Genomic DNA, 15243 nt, shown 5'->3' on the forward strand with positions numbered 1-15243 from the left:
TTACCCGCATGGTGGCTATACCGCCTCAGTCCGGGTACTTGGCTAGGGCCTAGTCTGGACGGAGACAGCCCACAGCGTGGTGGGCGAGGGGGGAGTGTGCACCCATGGTCCGGCGTGCGGACATGACATCGGTCGATCGGATCGGGGCCGGCGCGAGTGTCGACACCATCTCGGATGGCACGCTTCCGGACCTGCCGAGCGTCGACGAGGTGGAAGACGCCGAGATCGACGAGCCCGTCCCCAGCACCGAGCGCCTGGTGGCACAGGCGGTGGGCCTGGCAGGCGACGACCACGACGCGGCAGCGCTGGTCGACCGGTTCTGGCGGTTCGCGCCCGACGAGGAGCTGATCGGTTACACGGCGGCCGAGATGCTGGCGGCCGCCCGCAGTCACCGCGAGCTGGCCGAGCAGCGCGTGCCGGGCGAGCTCAAGCTGCGGATCAGCGAGCCGGGCGCGACCGACGACCACACGGTCATCGAGATCGTGACCGACGACATGCCGTTCCTTGTCGACTCGGTGACCTCCCTGCTCACCGCTCACCACCTCGACGTACACCTGCTGGTGCACCCGCTGATCGTGGTGCGCCGCGAGCCGCTCGGGAAGCTCGCCGAGGTCGCCGCCGAGGTGGAGGCGGACGACGCGATCGACGGCGACATCGTCGAGAGCTGGATGCACATCGAGGTCGACCCGGTGCGCGACGCGGTCGCCCGCGACCAGCTCCGCCGCGAGCTGCAGCGGGTCCTCACCGACGTGCGCGAGGCGGTCGAAGACTGGCCGAAGATGCGCCGCCAGGCTGTCGCCATCGCCGAGGAGCTGGCCGGCGCGCGCCACACGCCAGACCGCCCGCCGGTGCCGGAAAAGGACATCACGGACTCAGTCGAGCTGTTGCGCTGGCTGGCCGACGACCATTTCACATTCCTGGGGTACCGGGAGTACCACCTTGTCGAGGGCGAGGGCGGCGAGAAGCTGCTGGAGGCGGTGCTCGGCACCGGCCTCGGCATCCTGCGCCAGGATCAGACCTCGCCCCGGGTGATCTCCTCGATGACGCCGGAGGCGTACGAGAAGGTGCTGGAGAAGCGCCTGCTCATCATCACCAAGGCAAACTCGCGGGCGACCGTGCACCGCTCGGCCTACCTCGACTACATCGGCATCAAGATGTTCGACGCGGCCGGTGAGGTGGTGGGCGAGCGGCGCTTCCTCGGCCTCTTCTCCACGGCGGCTTACCGCACCAGCGTGCGTGACCTGCCGGTGGTACGCCGCAAGGTCGCCGAGGTGCTCGATCGCTCGGGCCTCTCGCCGCGCAGCCACTCCGGCAAGGACCTGCTCCAGATCCTGGAGACCTACCCGCGCGACGAGCTTTTCCAGATCAAGACCGACGACCTCTACCAGGCGGTCATCGGGGTGCTGCGGATGGCGGGCCGCCGCCAGCTCCGCCTCTTCCTGCGCCGCGACGGATACGGCCGGTTCATCTCCTGCCTCATCTACCTGCCCCGTGACCGTTTCACCACGCAAAACCGGCTCAAGATGCAGGAGATCCTGCTGCGCGAGCTAAACGGGGTCGGGGTCGACTACACCACGCGGGTGACCGAGTCGACGCTGGCGCGGATCCACTTCATCGTGCGCACCGAGCCGGGCAACCCGCCCGGCGAGGTCGACCCGGACATACTCGCCGAGCAGCTCGCCGATGCCACGCGCCTGTGGGAGGACGACTTCCGGCTGGTGCTGGAGCGCAAGCTCGGCGACGAGCAGGCCAAACGCCTCTACCACCGGTACGCGGACGCCTTCCCCGAGGGGTACAAGGACGAGCACGCCCCCTTCGAGGCGGTCAAGGATCTCGCCAAGCTGGAGCTGCTCGACGAGCCGGGCCAGTTGGAGATGCACCTGTTCCGCAAGGACCGGGATCGCAACAACGTGCGGTTCAAGATCTACCGGTACGGCGAGCCGATGGTGCTCTCGGCCGTGCTGCCGGTGCTGCACTCGCTCGGCGTGCGCGCGGTCGACGAGCGGCCGTACGAGCTGCGCCGCCCCGACGCCGCCGTCTTCCTGTACGACTTCGGCCTCCAGTTGCCCGAGGTGCACCGCGACCTCGACGAGGTGCGCGCGCACGTGGAGAACGCGTTCGCCGCCGCGTGGCGGGGCGAGGCGGAGGTCGACGGCTTCAACGAGCTGGTGCTGCGTGCCGGCCTCACCTGGCGGCAGGTGGTGGTGCTGCGGGCGTACGCGAAGTACCTGCGCCAGGCCGGCACCGTTTTCTCCCAGCGGTACATGGAGACGACGTTCATCGAAAACCCGGGGATCGCGGCGCTGCTGGTGCGCCTTTTCGAGACCCGCTTCGCGCCCCGCCCGGCACTCGGCGACGAGGAGCGGGCGGAGCGGAGCGGCGAGCTGATCGACGAGATCGGCAAGCAGCTCGACGCGGTGGAGAGCCTCGACCAGGACCGGATCCTCCGCTCGTACCTCACGCTGATCCAGGCCACGCTCCGCACGTCGTTCTTCCAGCGCGGCGGGGATGCGCGGCCCAAGTCGTACATCGCCTTCAAGCTCGACCCCCAGGCGATCCCGGACCTGCCGGCACCGCGCCCCAAGTTCGAGATCTTCGTGTACTCGCCGCGCTTCGAGGGCGTGCACCTGCGCTACGGCCCGGTGGCGCGGGGCGGGCTGCGCTGGTCCGACCGGCGGGAAGACTTCCGCACCGAGGTGCTGGGGCTGGTCAAGGCGCAGACGGTGAAGAACGCGGTGATCGTGCCGGTGGGCGCCAAGGGCGGCTTTGTGCTGAAGACGCAGCCAGGCGGGAGCGCGAGGAGCGAGCTTGTCGGCCCCGCGGTCGCGAGCAGCGCAAACTCGGAGCGCGAGGAGGCGGTGGAGTGCTACAAGCTCTTCATCAACGCGCTGCTCGACGTCACCGACAACATCGTCGGTGGCAAGGTGACCCCGCCGCGTGACGTCGTGCGGCACGACCCCGACGACACCTACCTGGTGGTCGCCGCCGACAAGGGCACCGCCACCTTCTCCGACACCGCCAACGAGATCTCGGTGCGGCGGGGATTCTGGCTCGGCGACGCGTTCGCCTCCGGCGGCTCGGCCGGATACGACCACAAGAAGATGGGCATCACCGCCCGCGGCGCGTGGGAGTCGGTGAAGCGCCACTTCCGCGGTCTCGGCGTGGACACGCAGAGCCAGGCATTCACGGTGGCCGGCGTCGGCGACATGTCCGGCGACGTCTTCGGCAACGGGATGCTGCTGTCCCGCCACATCCGGCTCGTGGCCGCCTTCGACCACCGGCACATCTTCGTCGACCCGACGCCCGACGCCGAACGCTCCTATGTGGAGCGGCAGCGACTCTTCGACCTCCCGCGCTCCTCCTGGTCCGACTACGACACGGGACTGATATCGGAGGGGGGAGGTGTCTTTCCGCGTACCATGAAATCCATCCCGATCTCGCCGCAGATGCGCGACGCGCTCGGCCTCGACGAGGGCGTGGAGGCCCTTTCGCCGCTGGACCTGATGCGTTCGATCCTGCTGGCACCGGTGGATCTACTGTGGAACGGCGGGATCGGCACCTACGTCAAGGCCGCCAGCGAGTCCAATGTGGATGTCGGTGACAAGGCCAACGACGCGATCCGGGTCAACGGCGGCGAGCTGCGCGCCAAGGTGGTCGGCGAGGGCGGCAACCTCGGGATGACCCAGCGCGGGCGGGTCGAGTTCGCGCTCCGGGGCGGGCACATCTACACCGACTTCATCGACAACTCGGCCGGCGTCGACTGCTCCGACCACGAAGTCAACATCAAGATCCTGCTCGGCGGCGCCATCGTCGACGGCGAGATGACCACACCGGAACGGGACGCGCTGCTCGCCGAGATGACCGGCGAGGTCGCCGAGCTGGTGCTCCGCGACAACTACGACCAGGCGCGCGCGCTCGGCAACGCGCGGGCGCAGGCGGAGTCGCTGCTGCCCGTACACCGGCGGATGCTGACCGAGCTGGAGCGCTCCGGCGCGCTCGACCGGCAGATCGAGGCCCTCCCCGCCGACGAGGAGCTGGAGGCGCGCGACGGCGGGCTGACCGCGCCCGAGTTCGCGGTGCTGCTCGCCTACGTGAAGATCGTGCTGGAGAGGGAGCTGCTCGCCGACCCGATCGCCGACGAGGAGTGGGCGGCCGACGTGCTGGCCGAGTACTTCCCGACCCCGCTGCGCGAGCGCTGCTCGGGCCGCATGGGCGGGCATCCGCTGCGCCGCGAGATCGTGGTGACCCAGCTCGTCAACGAGGTGGTCAACCGTGGCGGCACCTCCTTCGTCTACAGGGCGGTCGAGGAGTCCGGGGCCTCGGCGGCCGACGTGATCCGGGCGTACGTGGTGGTCCGCGACGTCTTCGGCCTCCGCGACATCTGGGCCGCCGCGGAGGCGCTGGACAACCAGGTGCCCACCGCCGCGCAGACGATGCTCTACCTGGAGACCCGGCGCCTGCTCGACCGTGCGGTGCGATGGTTGGTCTCATCTCGACGGTCCCCATTGGACGTGACCGGCGAGATCGAGCGGCTCCGCCCCGGCATCGTCCACCTCATGCCCAAGCTGGACAGTCTTTTCCGAGGCACCGAGCGGGAGACGCTGCGCGCCAACGCGGGCGGACTCGCCTCCCAGGGGCTGCCCGAGCCGCTGGCCGAGCAGACGACCCGCCTGGTGTACGGCTTCGGCCTGCTCGACGTGGTGGAGGTGGCCAACGGCACCGGCCACGACCTCGACCAGGTGGCCGAGGTCTACTTCGTGCTGTCCGAGCTGTTCCGGGTCGACGAGCTGCTGTCGAAGATCTCGCTGCTGCCCCGCGAAGACCGGTGGCAGACGCTGGCCCGGATGGCGCTCCGCTACGACCTGTACGCCGCGCTGGCCGCCCTCACCGCGGAGGTGCTCAACTCCACGCCCACCGACCTGCCGGCGGCGCAACGGGTGCGTGCCTGGGAGGAAGCGAACGTGTCGTCGATCGCTCGTACACGCAACGCGATCGGCGAGTTCGGCGACTCGCGGGCCGACCTGGCCGCGCTGTCGGTGCTGCTGCGCCAGATCCGCACCCTCGTCCGCACCGCGTCGGCGGCGTGAGCCGCACCACAAGGCTCCGGGCGCGGGCGGCACTCGGAGAGGTATGGTCGTGGCGATGCTCGACAAGCGCCTATACCACCACCTCGTGACCTGGCTCGGCCAGTGGCCGGCCGGTCAGCCGATGGTTGTCGTCGGTTCCGAGCGACGCACGCAGCCGGGCTGGGATGGCGAGGTCTACCCGATGGTGGGCGTGGGCGCGCCGGCCGGCACGGTCATCTCGGTGGCGCCGCCCCGGGCGGCCGCCGCGCGGGTCCTCACCGACCAGCCCCTCGACGACCTGCTGGCCAAGCTGCCCGCCGCGCTCGGGCTCGACGGCGGGCGCCGGGCCTACCGGGGCGTGTTCCGCTACTCGCTCGCGCCCACCCCGCTGCCCGACGCCGGCGAGTGGCTGCCGCACGACGATCCCGTGGTGCCGCGATGGCTGCGGCCCTTCGGCGGCGAGGTGCTGATCGCCCGCGACCCGGAGACCGGGGCCTACCTCGCCGGCGTGGGCATCAAGCGCCACGACGCGCACGGCAACGAGCTCTCGGTGGGCACCGAGGAGGCGGCCCGCGGGCGGGGCCTGGCCCGGCGGCTCGTGGCCCAGGCCGCCCGGCGCGTGCTCGACGAGGGCGCGGTGCCGACCTACCTGCACGACCTCGACAACATCGGCTCGGCACGGGCGGCCGAGGCGGCCGGCTTTCGCGACCGGGGCTGGTCCGTCTACGGCGTCTGAGCCGGCCACTCCAGGCCGGACAGGCCGGGGAAGAAGTCGGCGTTGTGCGGGTGTGCCCAGGCGGCGGTGATGTGCGCGCCGGTGATCCAGTCGTGCGGCCCGCGCCACCGCCGCTTGCGGTTCGCGCGTCGCGGGCGGCGTCGAGGTGGTCGAGGACCGAGGCCTGCGCGGCACGCCAGGCGGGATCATCCACTTTGGTCGCGTCGAGCTGGGCCTCGATGAGCGCGGCGCGCGCGACGACGATCTCACGCCAGCCAGCCACCTACCTGCTCCGCGCGCCGGGCCCTCCGCACGCGAGTCTGCGATTCGCCCACGCCCTCCGGGATCCGAGAGTCACGGAGCGTTGTCAACCGCAGTGTCGTGAAGACGTCCCGCGGACGTTACACCGACGGAGAGATCAGGCGGTGGCGCATCGTGCCGAGCCCATCGATCGAGGTCTCCAGCAGGTCGCCCGTCGCCAGGTAGCGCGGCGGCTTGCGGCCCATGCCCACGCCCGGCGGCGTGCCGGTGAAGATGAGGTCGCCGGGCAGCAGCGTGCACACGCCGGAGAGGTATCCGATCAGCTCAGGGATCGAGAAGACCATCGAGCTGGTGTTGCCGTCCTGCATCACCTCGCCGTTGATCGAGCAGGTGAGTGCGAGGTTGGCCGGGTCGCCCGCCTCGTCGAGCGTGACGAGGTAGGGGCCCACCGGACCGAAGCCGGGGTAGGACTTGGCGAGGCTGAACTGCGCCGGCTGCCCGCGCCGCTGCACCTCGCGCTCGGAGATGTCCTGCCCGACGGTGAGGCCCGCCACGTGTTCCCAGGCGTCTTCGGGGCGCACCGCCGTGGCCGGCTTGCCGATCACGGCGACGAGCTCGACCTCCCAGTCCACATTGGCGCTCGGGAGCGCGATGTCGCCGTACGGCCCGGTGATCGAGGTCACGAACTTCGTGAAGACCATCGGGTATTCGGGCAGCGGATGGCCGGATTCGGCAGCGTGGTCGGCGTAGTTGAGCCCCACCGCGAAGATCTGTCGAGGGCGGGGCGTGACCGGGCCGAGGATCGCCTCCTCGAGCTTGCCGGTGGGGGCGTGCCCCTGGGCGGCCCACGCCGTGAATGCGGCCCACACGTCGTACGCCGACTGGGGGTCCGGACCGAACTGGCCCTCGCTCGCCGTAGCCACGTCAACAACCTCGTCGCCCGTCACGATGACGAGGCGCCCGCCCTGATTCGCCAGCCGCATGCGACGCACCCTACTCGACCAGGTTTTTTGATCGGATCTTGGTCAGGTGGCCGCGCACACTGTGGGACGTGCACCGCCCGAAGACACGAACCGCGGGCCCGGTCGGGGGGTGCCGGGCCCGCGGTTCGCTTTGTCTCCCCAGGTCAAAGTCTGTGCTGTGCCTGGAAACGCTACGTGTGAGTAAATAACCTTTCAAGAGGAGAAGGGCGGAAATAGTCCGTTCGGCCTAGTACCACGCCATTACGCAGAGTCATGCCAGTCCGAGGGCTTCCGCGGCGGCGCGCCCGTTGGCGTGGCTCGCCCCGTACGTGGTGACGAAGGCCCGCGCGCCCGCCGGCCGCCACCGCGACGGCCAGCCCATCTCCACGACGGTCACGGGGTGGCTGGCGGCGAGCGTCTCGACGAGCGTGCGCGCCTCGGCCGTGCGGTGGGTATGCCGCCCGACCACCACGATCGGCCGGCTGCCGGCACGGGTCAGCAGGTCGGCCGCGGTCGCCTCGGTGGCCGCGACGCGCACCTGCTCGGTGCCGTTGATGTGCGGCCCGAGCCCCCACGGCACCGGCCCCTCGGCGATCGTCGAGGAGGCGACGAGCTGCACGACCAGCGGCGCGCCCAGCCCGTCGAGGCTCCCCTCCACCTGTACGGCCCGCCGCGCGGCCGCGTACCCCAGATCGGCCAGCCGCGGCGCGGGGAACGCGGGGCCCACGCCGTCGTCATCGGAGCGGCGGTCGCCGGCCGCCCACGCGGCGAGTGCGGTGACCCGCTCGGCGGCCTCCTCGACGCGCGTGAGCGGGAGGCGCCCGTCCGAGATCGCGCGCACGATTTCCGCGGCCACCTCCTCGACCAGGTCCGCGTCCACGCGCGCGCCGATGCAGAGCAGGTCGGCGCCGGCGGCGAGGGCGGGCACGGCGGCCCGCGCGGTGCCGCCGGCCGCGAGCGCGGCGCCTTTCATCTCCAGCGCGTCGGTGATGACCACGCCGGTGAAGCCGAGTTCGCCGCGGAGCAGGTCGACCAGCGCGGCGCTGCTGAACGTGGCCGGGCCGTCGCCGGTGAGGTCGGGTACGCGGATGTGCGCGGTCATGATGGTCTTGGCGCCCGCCTCGACGACCGCGGCGAAGGGCGGCAGGTCACGGGCGCGCAGCAGGTCGAGCGGTGCGTCCACAGTGGGGAGTTCGAGGTGCGAGTCGGCGACGGTCGCGCCGTGCCCGGGGAAGTGCTTGGCGCAGGCGGCGACCCCCGCGTCCTGGAGTCCGCAGACCGCCGCGGCCGCGTGCGCGGCGACGTGCGCCGGGTCGGAGCCGAACGAGCGGGTACCGATGATGGGGTTTTCGTCCGCGGTGTTGACGTCGACGGTGGGCGCGAGGTTGAGGTTGAGGCCGAGCGCGGCCAGTTCGCTGCCGATCGCCTCGTACACGCGCTGGGTCAGCGAGGCGTCACCCACCGTGCCGAGCGCCGCGTTTCCCGGGTACGGGCTGCCGGTCGCGTGCGCCAGCCGTGTGACGTCGCCCCCTTCCTCATCGATGGCAATCAGCACGTCGCGGCGGGCGGAACGGAGGGCGGCGGTGACGGCGGCCACCTGCGTAGGCTCGGCGATGTTGTAACCGAACAGTGTGTAACCGGCCAGCCCTTCGCCGACCAGGTCGACCGCCCAACCCGGCGCGGTGGTGCCGGGGAAGGCAGCGAGCAGCGTACGCAGGGCAAGCCGGCGTAGCCCAGGATCGAGCGACATGGTGGGAACCCCTTCTGTCCAGCCGGCTGACCGCTGGAGCGGCCACTGCCGATTACGCTACGCCTACCCGGTTAAGTGAGTAAGGTTTAACTGTTAAGTCTCCTAAATGCTAGAGGACGGTAGATGGGGTCTCCACGCCTACCCGGCACGCCGCGGCTCCTGCGCGCGCTCAACGACCGCGCCGCGCTGGAGCTTCTGCTCTCCCGCGGGCCCCTGACGCGCGCCCAGCTCGGCGAGCTGACCGGGCTCAGCAAGGTGACCGCGTCCCAGCTGGTGGAACGGCTGGAGGAGCGCGGCCTCGTCACCCGCGTGGGGGAGCAGGCCGGCGGCCGGGGTCCAAACGCGCAGCTCTACGCCGTCACTCCGGGCAGTGCCTACGTCATCGGCGTCGTGGTCGACACCGACCGCGTCGTGGCCGCCTGCGCCGACATCACCGGCAACGTCATCGGCCGCGCCGAACTGTCCACCAAGGACACGGACGAACCGGTCAAGGTGGTGCACAGCGCCGTAGTGCAGGCCGCCGACAACGCCAAGGCCGACCTCTCGTCGGTGCGCCGTGTGGTGCTCGGCACGCCCGGTCTGGTCGACCCGAGCACGGGCGACATCACGTTCGCGTGGAACCTGCCCCGCTGGCACCGCGGCCTGCTCGCCGCCCTCCGCGAAGACCTCAACACAACGGTCGTCTTCGGCAACGACGTCAACCTCGCCGCGGTGGCCGAGGCGCACGAGGGCGCGGCGCGTGGCGTTGACGACTTCGTGCTGATCTGGGCCGGCGGCGGCATGGGCCTCGCGGTGATGCTCGGCGGGCGGCTGCACGAGGGGAGCACCGGCGCGGCCGGCGAGATCGGTTACCTCCCGGTGCCCGGCGCGCCCATCCCGCGCGACACGTACCGCCGCTCGAAGGGGGCGTTCCAGCAGGTGGCGGGGGCCGACGCGGTACGCGCGGTGGCGCGCGAGCACGGCTTCCGGGGCAGCAACGCGGCCGAGGCGGTCAAGGCCGCGATCGCCGCCGGCACGCGGGGCGGTCCGCTGCTCGACGAGCTCGCCCGGCGGCTGGCGCTCGGTGTGGCGAGCACCTGCGTGGTGCTCGACCCGCCGCTCGTGGTGCTCGCCGGCGAGGTGGGCCAGGCGGGCGGCACGGCCCTCGCTGAGCGCGTGCAGCACGAGGTCGCCGCGATCACGCTGGTCTCGCCGCGCGTGGTGGCGACCGAGGTGAGCGGTGACCCGGTGCTCACGGGCGCGCTCCGCACCGCGCTCGGCGCCGTACGCGACGAGGTCTTCGGCTCGACGGTGGGCTGACGCGGGCTCGCGGGCCGGGTCGCACGACGGCGGCGTGCCGGAGGCGGCGGCTCAGGCGAGGTCGCGGTGGCGGAAGGTGGCGAACGCGCCGCCGACCATCACCGCGAGCACGATCGCGAAGACGCCGCCGGCGTGCGCCCAGGTCAGCTCGTACCGCCCGTCGCAGACCGACATGATGCGGCTGCCGCACACGTACGGGTCGTAGAAGGAGATCTCGCCGGTCATCCACGCCCCGAGGTAGCTGGTCAGCATGTACCGGTCGGAGCGGCCCGCCTCCAGCACGCTGAAGACGATGCGGGCGCCGACCTCCCACACGATCGCGTACGTCGCGATCAGCCCCAGTGCCGCCGCCGTGTGCCGGCCCAGTGTGGCCGCGCCAAAGCCGACCGCCGCGGCGAAGAGCACCAGGGCAAGGCCGCGTACGACGGTCAGGGCGAGGTCGCCCCAGAACTCCGCGTCGACGTCGCCGGGCACGCCGCCCACCTCGGCGATGGCGTAGAACGCGCCGATGTAGAGGGCGGTGGCGACGACCGACACGGCGAGTACGGCCGCGAGCACCGTGGCCAGCTTGGTGCCGAGCACGACGGTGCGCCGCGGTCGCCACAGCAGCAGGTTGGTCATGCCGCCCGAGGTCAGCTCCGCCCCGATGAACGAGGCCGCGACCAGGAACGCGAAGAGCGCGAGGAACGCGATCATGAAGTAGGTGAGGTCGGTGATCTCGGCGGAGAAGACGAAGACGCCGTACAGGTAGTCTTCGATGCGCGGCTGCTGCTCCGAGTACGCGTCGCAGAAGCCCGGAGTGAGCGCCCGCTGCTCGCACTCCCGCCGGATCTCGTCGATCCGTGCCTCGGCGAACCGCACGTGATCCTCGGCCTGCTGCCACTCCGCCTCGGTGGGGCGGTGCGAGTTGGTGACCGTCGTCGCCACCGTGATGCCGAACGCGCCGATCAGCAGCACGGCCATCAACTGCATGAACCGCCGGGACACCAGCCGGCTCAGCTCCGCGAGGACCAGGTTCACCGCTGCTCTCCCAGGTCGATCTGGCCGGACTGGACCGCCTCGTCCACCTGCCTCGGCACGGCGGCTTCGGGGGCGGTGCCGGTGAGCTTCTCGGGCGCGGCGGCGGTGAGCTTGAGGAAGACACTCTCCAGGTCGGGCGTGAGCGGCGTCAGCTCGGCGACCCACATGCCCCGCTGCCCCAACTGCTCGCTGATCCAGGCGGGGTCGCCCACGTCGGCCACCACCAGGTGGTCTTCGTGCTTCGTCACCGGCAGGCCGGCAGTGGTGAGCACGCCGGCCGCGCGGTCGAGGTCGGCGACCCGTACCCGGAACTCGCCCTTGTCGAAGCCGGAGAGCACCGCCGCGACCGGACCGGTCGCGACCCGCCGCCCGCGCGAGATGATCGTGACGTGGTCGCAGATGAGCTGGATCTCGGCCAGGATGTGGCTGGAGACCAGCACGGTGATCCCGGCCGCGGCGAGCTCGCGCATGAGATCGCGCATCTCGCGGATGCCGGCCGGGTCGAGGCCGTTGGCCGGCTCGTCGAGTATCAGCAGCTCGGGCTGCTTGAGCAGCGCCGACGCGACCGCGAGGCGCTGCCTCATGCCGAGCGAGTAGCCCTTGACCCGCTCGTTGCCCCGGTCGCGGAGCCCCACCTGGGTCAGCACCGTCTCGACCCGCTCCGGCGGGACCCCGCCCGCCTTGGCGAGGAGCCGCAGCGTGCGGCGACCGGTGAAGTTGCCGAAGAACTGCGGGCTCTCCACGATCGCGCCGACCCGCCCGACCACCGCCGGCAGCGACTCCGGCGCGGGCTGCCCCAGGATCGACATGCGACCGTCGTCGGCGCGGACCAGCCCGAGCAACGTGCGCAGCGTGGTTGTCTTTCCGGATCCGTTGGGCCCCAGAAACCCGTGGATCTGGCCGGCCTCGACCGCCATGTCGAAGCCGTCGAGGGCCACGCGCGCGCCGCCCCGCAATCCGCGGAACGTCTTGCGCAGCCCTTCGATCTCGATGACGGCCGCCATGGGCCAGAACCATACGGCCCTTGTCACATCCGTGGGGGACCGCAGGTCGGACGTGGTTGGATGGTTGCGTGGCCTCGTCCGAAGATCTCGTCGTAGACCTCGACAGCGTCGGTGTCGTGCGCTCCGGCGCGCACCTCGTGCACGACCTCACCTGGAAGGTCGAGCTGGACGAGCGGTGGGTCGTCCTGGGGCCGAATGGTGCCGGCAAGACCACGCTGCTCAACATCGCCAGCGCCCGCCTCTACCCCAGCAGCGGCACCGCCCGCGTGCTCGGTGAGCAGCTCGGCCGCACCGACGTCAACGAGCTGCGTACCCGCATCGGCCTCTCCAGCGCCGCGCTCGCCGAGCGGATCCCGGGCGAGGAGCGGGTCGCCGACGTGGTGATCACCGCTTCGTGGGGCGTGGTGGGGCGGTGGCGCGAGCGGTACGAGGCGATGGACGAGGTGCGCGCGCGGGCGCTGCTGGAGCAGTTCGGCGTGGCCGGGCTGGCCGACCGGGCGTACGGCACGCTCTCCGAGGGCGAGCGTAAGCGCGTGCAGATCGCCCGCGCCCTCATGACCGACCCCGAGCTGCTGCTGCTCGACGAGCCGGCCGCCGGCCTCGACCTCGGCGCCCGGGAAGACCTGGTGAGCCGGCTGGCCGAGCTGGCGTACGACCCCGACGCGCCGGCGCTCGTGCTGGTGACCCACCACGTCGAGGAGATCCCGCCCGGCTTCACCCATGCCCTCCTGATCCGCGACGGCGCGGTGGTGGCGCAGGGGTTGATCGGCGAGACAGTGACCAGCGAAAACCTCTCCAAGACGTTCGATGTACCGCTGACGCTGGAGCGGGCCGGCGAGCGCTTCACGGCACGGGCCGCCTGACTCTAGACTCCCGGGCATGGGTGCGCCTCGGGTCGTCGTCGCTGGCAGCGCCAATATGGATCTCGTCGCCACCGCGCCGGTGCTGCCCCGACCGGGCGAGACGGTGCTCGGCCACGACTTCGCGATGGTGCCCGGCGGCAAGGGCGCCAACCAGGCCATCGCCGCCGCCCGCGCGGGCGCCTCGTGCGTGTTCCTCGGCGCGATCGGGTCGGACTCGTTCGGCGTCACGCTCAGGGCCCGCCTCGGCGCGTCCAAAGTAGACAGTACACAGGTGAGGGTGGTGTACGGCACCTCCGGCGTCGCGCTGATCGTCGTCGACGACGAGGGGGAAAACGCCATCGTCGCCACCCCGGGCGCCAACGCCGCGTTCACCACGCTCACCGAGGCCGAGCTTGACGTCGTCCGCACAGCCGACGTGCTGGTCGCCCAGCTCGAGATCCCGGTCGAGACGGTGACCGAGGCGGCGGTGGCGGCCAAGGCGGCGGGCGTGCGAGTCCTGCTCAACGCGGCGCCCGCCCGCGAGCTGCCGGCCGCGCTCCTCGACGCCGTCGACCTGCTCGTGGTCAACGAGGGCGAGGCGTTCGCCATCAGCGGGCGAGGGCGCGACGACCCGGCCGCGCTGCTCGCCGTGGTGCCCCGCGCGGTGGTCACTCTCGGCGGCGAGGGGGCCTGGTACTGCGACCGCAGCGGGGTCTCGGCGCTCGTGCCGGGGTTCAAAGTGGACACGGTCGACTCGACGGCGGCGGGCGACGCGTTCACCGGAGCGCTGGCGGTGGCGTGGGGCGAGGGGCGCGACATGGTGGAGGCCGTGCGCTGGGCCTGTGCCGCCGGAGCCGCCTGCGTCCGCCGGCTGGGCGCCTCGGTGTCACTGCCGCAGCGGGCCGAGATAGACGAGCTGTTCGACTCCGCGCCCTGATCCGTCGAGGCGGCCGGCGCGATTCCGTGGCGCCACTTTGGCCGGCCGGCGCGATTTCTTTGGCGGAGAGTTGATCGGCTGGCGCATCCTTGGTGACATGATCCGCCTCATCCTCAACCTGCTGTGGTTGATCTTCGGGAGCGGGATCGTGCTGGCCATCGGATACGGCTTGGCCGCGCTGATCTGCTTCGCCCTGATCGTGACAATCCCGTTCGGCGTCGCCTCGCTGCGCCTCGCGTACTACTCGCTGTGGCCCTTCGGCCGGACGCTGGTCACCAAGCCGAGCGCCGGCCTCGCCTCGGGCGTCGCCAACGTCGTGTGGGTCATCGTCGCCGGCTGGTGGCTGGCGCTGATGCACATCATGGCCGGCATCGCGCAGTGCGTCACGATCATCGGCATCCCGTTCGGCATCGCCAACTTCAAGCTCGTACCGGCCGCGTTCTGGCCGCTCGGCCGCGAGGTCGTCGAACTCGACTAGTGTCCTGCCCTGAGATTCGTCGACAAAGTCGGCCGAGGGATTCGAGGATCTCTTCCGCGGTCTTTGTCCGGATGAAGGGTTTCGGGTTTGTGTTCCAGTCGGCGATCCAGGCGCGGATGTCGGCTTCGAGGGCCTGCACATTCTTGTGCGTGCCGCGGCGGATCATGTCGTCTGTGAGGAAGCCGAACCATCGTTCGACCTGGTTGGTCCAGCTGGAGTAGGTCGGGGAGGCTCTCGGCTGATCCTTCGTTCACATCAAGACTCCGGCGGTCATGACCCGGGCGGCGCATCCTGCTGCGTTGCGATCTGCAGGGCAAGTCTGATCGCGTCGCGCACCCGATCGTCGTCTCCGCCCTCGTCGAGAACCGTGACCACGACGGAGCCGACGGCGAACGTCGCACCGCCGACGACGGAACCGACCAGAGCGCGTGCCTCCAGGCTGTCCAGGTCGGGGTAAGACCGCCGAAGCGCTTCGGCCAGCTCCTCCTGACCGGCGAGCAGCCGCTGCATGAGGCGGGCGCGAACCTGCTCCGATGCGAAAATGAGCCGCGCGCGTGCACCCAGCCATGAAGGCGCCTCCTCCGACGGTGCCGCGGCGATCATCGCCGAGGCCGCGCGAGCCAACGTCATCCGGGGCGAGTCTGCGGGGCCTCGCGCGTCGATGGCGGCGATCCCGGCGTCCGTGTTGAGGCGGGCGTCACCGAGCAGCACATCCTCCTTCGTGTCGAAGTGCAGAAAGAAGGTGCGGGATGAGACGTCCGCAGCCTCGGCGATCTCTGCCGCCGTCACCTTGTCGAAGCCCCGCTCGGCAAACAGGCGGTTCGCGGCACTGACCAGCGCCTCTCGAGTCTGCTTCTTCTTCCGTTCCCTGCGCCCCAGCTCACCCGTCATCCAGACATAGTATCCTGA

The 15243-nt window shown here is 71.1% G+C and carries 11 protein-coding genes; 6 read left to right on the forward strand and 5 right to left on the reverse strand.

Annotated elements, in window-relative coordinates:
* Window positions 1–122 precede the first annotated feature (122 nt).
* A complete protein-coding gene (locus tag ACFFIA_RS20480) occupies window positions 123–5087 on the forward strand; it encodes an NAD-glutamate dehydrogenase (RefSeq protein ID WP_377253136.1) in 4965 nt (1654 codons plus the stop codon).
* 55 nt (window positions 5088–5142) lie between these two features.
* On the forward strand, window positions 5143–5802 hold the full coding sequence (locus ACFFIA_RS20485) for a GNAT family N-acetyltransferase (RefSeq protein ID WP_377253137.1): 660 nt from the start codon (window positions 5143–5145) through the stop codon (window positions 5800–5802).
* 380 nt (window positions 5803–6182) lie between these two features.
* On the opposite strand, the gene ACFFIA_RS20490 is transcribed toward ACFFIA_RS20485, so the two are convergent.
* A complete protein-coding gene (locus ACFFIA_RS20490) occupies window positions 6183–7025 on the reverse strand; it encodes a fumarylacetoacetate hydrolase family protein (RefSeq protein WP_377253138.1) in 843 nt (280 codons plus the stop codon).
* 250 nt (window positions 7026–7275) lie between these two features.
* Complete coding sequence (locus ACFFIA_RS20495; protein ID WP_377253139.1) at window positions 7276–8754, reverse strand: glycoside hydrolase family 3 N-terminal domain-containing protein; 1479 nt, start codon at window positions 8752–8754, stop codon at window positions 7276–7278.
* 123 nt (window positions 8755–8877) lie between these two features.
* Here ACFFIA_RS20495 and ACFFIA_RS20500 point away from each other — a divergent pair, with 123 nt between their 5' ends.
* Complete coding sequence (locus ACFFIA_RS20500) at window positions 8878–10053, forward strand: ROK family transcriptional regulator (protein ID WP_377253141.1); 1176 nt, start codon at window positions 8878–8880, stop codon at window positions 10051–10053.
* 51 nt (window positions 10054–10104) lie between these two features.
* On the opposite strand, the gene ACFFIA_RS20505 is transcribed toward ACFFIA_RS20500, so the two are convergent.
* Together ACFFIA_RS20505 and ACFFIA_RS20510 are read right to left on the reverse strand one after the other, a co-directional pair.
* On the reverse strand, window positions 10105–11073 hold the full coding sequence (locus tag ACFFIA_RS20505) for an ABC transporter permease subunit (protein ID WP_377253142.1): 969 nt from the start codon (window positions 11071–11073) through the stop codon (window positions 10105–10107).
* On the reverse strand, window positions 11070–12077 hold the full coding sequence (locus tag ACFFIA_RS20510; RefSeq protein ID WP_377253143.1) for an ABC transporter ATP-binding protein: 1008 nt from the start codon (window positions 12075–12077) through the stop codon (window positions 11070–11072). The genes ACFFIA_RS20505 and ACFFIA_RS20510 overlap by 4 nt, the downstream gene beginning before the upstream one ends.
* Window positions 12078–12145: 68 nt before the next feature.
* On the opposite strand from ACFFIA_RS20510, the gene ACFFIA_RS20515 reads away from it, so the two are divergent.
* The 3 genes from ACFFIA_RS20515 to ACFFIA_RS20525 all read left to right on the forward strand — a co-directional run bounded on the left by ACFFIA_RS20515 (window position 12146) and on the right by ACFFIA_RS20525 (window position 14334).
* Window positions 12146–12940 carry an ABC transporter ATP-binding protein gene (locus tag ACFFIA_RS20515; protein WP_377253145.1) on the forward strand — a complete coding sequence of 265 codons (795 nt, stop codon included), beginning with the start codon at window positions 12146–12148 and terminating at the stop codon, window positions 12938–12940.
* Between the two features lie 16 nt (window positions 12941–12956).
* Entirely contained in the window at window positions 12957–13856 is a 900-nt protein-coding gene (locus ACFFIA_RS20520) for a ribokinase (RefSeq protein ID WP_377253147.1), read from the forward strand.
* Between the two features lie 97 nt (window positions 13857–13953).
* On the forward strand, window positions 13954–14334 hold the full coding sequence (locus ACFFIA_RS20525; RefSeq protein WP_377253148.1) for a YccF domain-containing protein: 381 nt from the start codon (window positions 13954–13956) through the stop codon (window positions 14332–14334).
* Window positions 14335–14604: 270 nt separating this feature from the next.
* Here ACFFIA_RS20525 and ACFFIA_RS20530 read toward each other — a convergent pair whose 3' ends face one another.
* Complete coding sequence (locus ACFFIA_RS20530; RefSeq protein WP_377253149.1) at window positions 14605–15225, reverse strand: TetR/AcrR family transcriptional regulator; 621 nt, start codon at window positions 15223–15225, stop codon at window positions 14605–14607.
* Window positions 15226–15243 lie beyond the last annotated feature (18 nt).

Origin of the sequence: Phytohabitans kaempferiae, assembly GCF_042433955.1 — a bacterium.
Lineage (GTDB): Bacteria > Actinomycetota > Actinomycetes > Mycobacteriales > Micromonosporaceae > Phytohabitans > Phytohabitans kaempferiae.